This is a genomic window from Falsiroseomonas sp. RANM36, assembly GCF_056682175.1.
Map to the genome: position 1 here is coordinate 516,735 of NZ_JBWXTD010000002.1, position 5,411 is coordinate 522,145.

The window sequence follows — 5,411 nt, forward strand, 5'->3', positions numbered from 1 at the left end:
CCGCCGCGCGCCCCCCCCCCCCCCCCCCCCCCCCCCCCCCCCCCCCCCCCCCCCCCCCCCCCCCCCCCCCCCCCCCCCCCCCCCCCCCCCCCCCCCCCCCCCCCCCCCCCCCGCGACTGGCAGCGCGACAAGGCGCGGCTGATGCGGGAGAAGGGGTGAGGCCCTGCCTCGCGCTGCTGCTCGGTGCAATGCTCGCGGCGCCGGCGCGGGCCGAGACGCTGCCCGCGCCCTTCGGCGCTCCCGGACCGTCCCGGCCGCTCTCCGCCCGCCCCTGCCCGGCGCCGCCGCCGCCGGTCGTCTCGCTGCAAAGCCAGGGCTTCTACACCGATGCGCGCGCCTCCATCCCCGATCCTGTGCGCGTCGCCGCCGACCGGGAGGCGTCGCGGCCGCTGACCGAGTGGCTGAACGCGTTGCAGCGGCCGACGGAGCGCTGGGTCGCGCTGCGCGACCCGGCGGAAGCGGCCTGCGCGCTGGCGCTGCTGCAGGCCTGGGCCGAGGCCGGCGCGCTGGTCGGCGAGTTCAACACCCAGGCCGCCTACCATCGGAAATGGACGCTGGCGGGTGCGGCGCTCTCCTTCCTCGCCTTGCGCGACGCGCCGGCCGCCCCGGGGCAGCAGGCGCGCATCGCCGCCTGGCTGGCGCAGGTCGCCCGCGCCGTCCGCCCGCCCTATGACCGGCCGCCGCCGAACCACGTGCCGAACAGTGTGCTGAACAACCATGTCGCCTGGGCCGGCCTCGCCTTGGCCGCCGCCGGCGTCGCGGCTGGGGACCGGGCGCTGCTGCGGGACGGCATGGGTTATGGCCGTCGCTTCCTCGCCGCCGTCACGCCGGACGGAGCGCATCCGCAGGAGCTGGCGCGCGGCCGGATGGCGCTGCACTACCATCTCTTCGCCCTGGCGCCGGTCGCGGCCCTCGCGCGCCTCGGCGCCGCGGCGGGCGAGCCCTTCGCGCCGGAGGAGGCCGCAGCGCTGGATCGCTTCGCGCGCTTCACCCTGGCGCAAACACGCGACGCCAGCCGCATCGCGCAACTCGCCGGCGCGCCGCAGGGCCATTTGGCCGACCCGGCGCGACCCTGGCTGGCCGATGGCCAGGGCTTCGAGATCCTGGGCCTTGCGCCGGAGGCCCTCGCGCCCTTCCGGCCCTATCGGCAGCGCTGGCTGGGCGGGAACGTGACCCTGCTCTGGGGTGGCTGACCCCTTGCGCCCGGGACCATGGCGCGCACCTATGCCGCGCGAGGAGAGCGCATGGCCGAGGACGACGCCGTCCCGCTGACCGGCAAGGTCAAGGACAAGCTGATCGCGACGAAGCAGGACTGGGCGCGGGAAGGCCGGCTGCTCACCGGCATGCATGCCGACCCGCTTGCCGAGCGCCTGCCGCCGGGCCAGCGCCTGGTGCAGGACTTCCCGGTGCTCGACCTCGGCGTGCAGCCGGACGTGAACCCGCAGAACTGGCGCCTGCGGATCGAGGGGCTGGTGGCGGTGCCGGTGCGCCTGACGCTGGAGGAGTTCCGCGCCTTGCCGCAGGTGGAGCGCGTCAACGACATCCACTGCGTCACCCAATGGTCGCGCTACGACAACAGCTGGCAGGGCGTCGCCGTCGCGACGCTGTTGGAGATGGCCCGCCCCAAGGAGGAGGCGCGCTTCGTCGCGCTGACCAGCTACGACGGCTACACGACCAACCTCGCCATGGCGGACTTCGCCCGCGCGGAGAACCTCTTCGCCCATTCCTGGGCGGGCGCGCCGCTCGAGCGCCGGCATGGCGGGCCGGTGCGCCTGGTGGTGCCGCATCTGTATTTCTGGAAGAGCCCGAAATGGGTGACGCGGATCGAAGTGCTGCGCGAGGACCGGCCCGGCTTCTGGGAGGTGCGCGGCTACCACAATCGCGGCGATCCCTGGATGGAGGAGCGGTATGGCTGATGCGCTGCGATGCGCCGAGGGCGCAGGCGAAGCCGGGCACCGGAGCGCTGGATCGCAACGCGCGGCATTTGCGCGCCGAGCGATCCTGGCGAGCCCGCTGCTGATGGCAGCCGCGCCCGCGCCCACCGTCTTCGACTTCACGCTCGACGCGCTGGAGGGCGGGACGCTGCCGCTCGCCGATCACCGCGGCCAGGCGTTGCTGATCGTCAACACCGCGAGCTTCTGCGGCTTCACCCCGCAATATGCCGCGCTGCAGCGCCTGCATGACCGCTTCGCCGGCCAGGGCTTCGCGGTGATCGGCGTGCCCTCCAACGACTTCGCGCAGGAAAGCACCGATGCCGCGCGCATCCGCCAGTTCTGCGACACGATGTTCGGCATCACATTCCCGATGGCCGGGCTGACCCGCGTCCGCGGGCAGGGCGTGCACCCGCTCTTCGCCTGGCTCGCCCAGCGCGCCGGCGGCCCGCCGCGCTGGAATTTTCACAAGTATCTGGTCGCGAAGGACGGCCTCGCGGTGCGCGCATTCCCCACGGCGACCGAGCCGGACAACCCGGCTGTGCTGCGCGCGGTCGAAGCGGCGCTGGCCGGGCGGCCGCTGGCGTAGGGCGCCGCGACGGGCGATACCGTCCGCGTGTCTCTGCGCCGCGTCCTGCCGCTGCTGCTCGCCGTTGCCGGCTGTTCCACCGGCGACGCGCTGATGGTCAACCAGGCGCGGCAGTCCCTGGTCGGCCTGCCGGCCGACGATCTGCGCCTCTGCGCCGGCATCCCGGACCGGGAGGCGGCATCGCCCGGTTGCACCTTCTGGACCTATGACCGCGGCGCGCCGGCCTCGGCCCTGTCGGGCGGGCTGCCCTGGGTGGATGTCGGCGTCAGCATTTCCGGCAGCGGCGAGTGCCGCACCACCTTCCACCTCGTCGAGGGGCGGGTCCGGCGCATCGGCTACAGCGCGGCGCGCGAGGCCGGCCTGATGACCGATGCCGCCTGCGCGCCGGTGGTGCGCGGCTGCATGCGGATGTTGCGAGAGGGTGCGATCACCAACCGGTAGGCGCGGTCAGAGCCGCGCGAGGACGGCCTGCACCACCGCCTCGAACATCTCCGTGGTGAGGCGCCCGGTCTGCGTGTTGTAGCGGCTGACGTGATAGCTGTCGGCCAGCAGCACCCCGTCGGGCAGCGCGTGCAGCGCGCCATGGGCGAAGCGCAGCCGGGCGGCAGGGATGCGGTAGGTCTTGAGCAGCGCGTTGTGCGCGACGAGGCCGAGCGCCAGCACCGCCTTCAGCCGCGGCATCGCCGCCCGCTCCGCCGCCAGGAAGCGATTGCAGGTGGCGATCTCGGCCGGGGTGGGCAGGTTCTCCGGCGGCACGCAGCGCACCGCGTTCACGATCCGCACCGCGGTCAGTTCCATGCCATCCCGCGGGTCTTCCCGGTATTCGCCGCGGGCGAGGCCGTATTTCAGCAGGGTGGCGTAGAGAAGCCGCCCGGCATGGTCGCCGGTGAACGGCCTTCCGGTCCGGTTGGCGCCCTTCACCCCCGGCGCCAGCCCCAGCACCATCAGCGGCGCGTCCGAGGGGCCCCAGCACGGAACCGGGGCGTTGTGCCAGTCCGGCCATTTCGCACGATTGGCGCCGCGATAGGCGACGAGCCGCGGGCACAGGGGGCAGTCGGGGCCGGGGAATTGGGCGGTCTCGCTCATGCCGGGGGGCATAGCCCGCGCTGCGCTACTCGGGCAGGTCCACCGGGTCACGGAAGGGATCGGCCGGCGTGGCGCGGGTGCGTTCGGGCGGCCGCACCGCGGGCGGGCGGGCCCGCGGCTCGGTCTGGCGGCGCGTGATGTCCGGCGCGAGTTCGGCCAGATCGATGAACTGGTCCGCCTGCCGGCGCAACTCGTCCGCGACCATCGCCGGCTGGGTACGGATGGTGGAGAGCACGGACACCCGCACCCCCTGCTGCTGGACCGCCTCGACCATCCGGCGCAGGTCCCCGTCGCCGGCGAAGAGCACGACATGATCCAGCCGGGGGGCCAGCGTCAGCACGTCCACGGCCAGTTCGATATGGATGTTGCCCCGAACACGGCGGCGGCCTGCGGAATCGGTGAACTCGCGCGCGGCCTTGGTGACCACGCAGTAGCCGTTGTAGCCGAGCCAATCCACCAGCGGCCGCAGCGGCGAGTACTCCTCGTTTTCCAGCAGCGCGGTGTAATAGGCGGCGCGGACCAGCCGCGCCTGGCGGCGGAAGAAGCCGAGCAGGTCCTTGTAGTCCACGTCGAAGCCGAGGTTGCGGCAGGCGCCATAGAGATGCGCGCCGTCTATGAAGAGCCCAAGCCTCTCCTGGGGATCGAAATGCACGTCCGGGTCTTTCGCTCTCTGCTTTCGGACCATAATGAAACTGCATCGCAGCGTCACCCACCCGTCAGCGGGGACGGCGGCGCGTGATCCTGATCGGCATCGGCGCCAACCTGCCGGGGCCGGACGGCGCCCCGCCGCTCGAGACCTGCCGTCGCGCCGCGGTGGCCTTGGATGGCCTGCCGGGGCTGCGGCTGCGCGCGCTCTCGCGCTGGTTCGCCAGCGAGGCGGTCCCGGCCGGGAGCGGCGCGCCGGACTACGTGAACGGCGTCGCGCTGCTCGTGCCGGCGCCCGGTGTCGCGGCACCGGATCCGGCCGCGCTGCTGGCCGGGCTGCAGCGGATCGAGGCTCGCTTCGGCCGGGTCCGCCCCTATCCCAACGCCCCGAGGACCCTCGATCTCGACCTGCTCGACCTGGACGGCCTGGTCCGCGCGCGGCCCGACCCGCTGCTGCCGCATCCCCGGCTGCAGGACCGCGCCTTCGTGCTGGCCCCGCTTTGCGACCTGGCGGCAGGCTGGCGGCACCCGGTGCTCGGTCGGACGGCGGCCGAACTCCTGGCCGGGACGGGAACGGCCGGGGTGCGGCCGCTTGCCGTGCCGCTTGCAGCGGCCCGCGCCGATGGCTACATGGAGGTTTCACCGAGTTAGGGGAGGGGTTGGCCGGGCCGTTGTGCGCCTGGCCGGCCGCCGCACCCGCAGAGCTGGAGTTGCCATGGCACGCGTCACGGTCGAGGACTGCGTCCTCAAGGTGCCGAACCGCTTCGAGCTGGTCCTGCACGCAGCCCAGCGCGCCCGCAACATCAGCCGCGGCGAGGAGCTGACCGTCGAGCGGGACAACGACAAGAACCCCGTCGTCGCGCTGCGCGAGATCGCCGAGGCGACGGTGGACCTCGACAACCTGCAGGCCGACCTGATCAAGTCGCTGCAGCGCGCCCCGGAGCCGGAGCCGGCCGAGGAGGAGGTGCTGGACCTCATCGCCACCGACGAGAACATCTTCGGCGTGATGGACGTCAACGAGGAGCCGGTGGGCGACGGTGCGGGCCTCGAGGATCTCTCGGCCGACGACATCGAGGCGGCGATCGCCGCCGAGCTCGGCGGGAAGCGCTGACGCCGCGACGACCCGGCGGGGGCGCCGCCCCCGCATCCCCGCCCCGCCC

8 protein-coding genes are annotated in these 5,411 nt (G+C 73.7%); 6 read left to right on the forward strand and 2 right to left on the reverse strand.

What is annotated here, in order from left to right; translation table 11 throughout:
- Window positions 1-155 precede the first annotated feature (155 nt).
- The 4 genes from AC1MIR_RS03305 to AC1MIR_RS03320 all read left to right on the forward strand — a co-directional run bounded on the left by AC1MIR_RS03305 (window position 156) and on the right by AC1MIR_RS03320 (window position 2,961).
- Window positions 156-1,193 carry an alginate lyase family protein gene (locus AC1MIR_RS03305; protein WP_480026758.1) on the forward strand — a complete coding sequence of 346 codons (1,038 nt, stop codon included), beginning with the start codon at window positions 156-158 and terminating at the stop codon, window positions 1,191-1,193.
- A 51-nt stretch (window positions 1,194-1,244) separates the two neighbouring features.
- Complete coding sequence (locus AC1MIR_RS03310; protein WP_480026759.1) at window positions 1,245-1,916, forward strand: sulfite oxidase-like oxidoreductase; 672 nt, start codon at window positions 1,245-1,247, stop codon at window positions 1,914-1,916.
- A gap of 103 nt (window positions 1,917-2,019) precedes the next feature.
- A complete protein-coding gene (locus AC1MIR_RS03315) occupies window positions 2,020-2,520 on the forward strand; it encodes a glutathione peroxidase (RefSeq protein WP_480026760.1) in 501 nt (166 codons plus the stop codon).
- A gap of 27 nt (window positions 2,521-2,547) precedes the next feature.
- Entirely contained in the window at window positions 2,548-2,961 is a 414-nt protein-coding gene (locus AC1MIR_RS03320; RefSeq protein ID WP_480026761.1) for a hypothetical protein, read from the forward strand.
- A 6-nt stretch (window positions 2,962-2,967) separates the two neighbouring features.
- Here the strand turns inward: AC1MIR_RS03320 and AC1MIR_RS03325 are convergent, their stop codons facing one another.
- Window positions 2,968-3,606, reverse strand: coding sequence for a uracil-DNA glycosylase (locus AC1MIR_RS03325; protein WP_480026762.1), 639 nt, complete (start codon window positions 3,604-3,606; stop codon window positions 2,968-2,970).
- A 25-nt stretch (window positions 3,607-3,631) separates the two neighbouring features.
- On the reverse strand, window positions 3,632-4,258 hold the full coding sequence (locus AC1MIR_RS03330) for a LabA-like NYN domain-containing protein (RefSeq protein ID WP_480026763.1): 627 nt from the start codon (window positions 4,256-4,258) through the stop codon (window positions 3,632-3,634).
- Window positions 4,259-4,341: 83 nt separating this feature from the next.
- Between AC1MIR_RS03330 and folK the strand changes: the two genes are divergently transcribed.
- Together folK and rpoZ are read left to right on the forward strand one after the other, a co-directional pair.
- Window positions 4,342-4,902, forward strand: coding sequence for a 2-amino-4-hydroxy-6-hydroxymethyldihydropteridine diphosphokinase (folK, locus tag AC1MIR_RS03335; protein WP_480026764.1), 561 nt, complete (start codon window positions 4,342-4,344; stop codon window positions 4,900-4,902).
- Window positions 4,903-4,966: 64 nt separating this feature from the next.
- A complete protein-coding gene (gene rpoZ, locus AC1MIR_RS03340) occupies window positions 4,967-5,362 on the forward strand; it encodes a DNA-directed RNA polymerase subunit omega (RefSeq protein WP_480026765.1) in 396 nt (131 codons plus the stop codon).
- Window positions 5,363-5,411 lie beyond the last annotated feature (49 nt).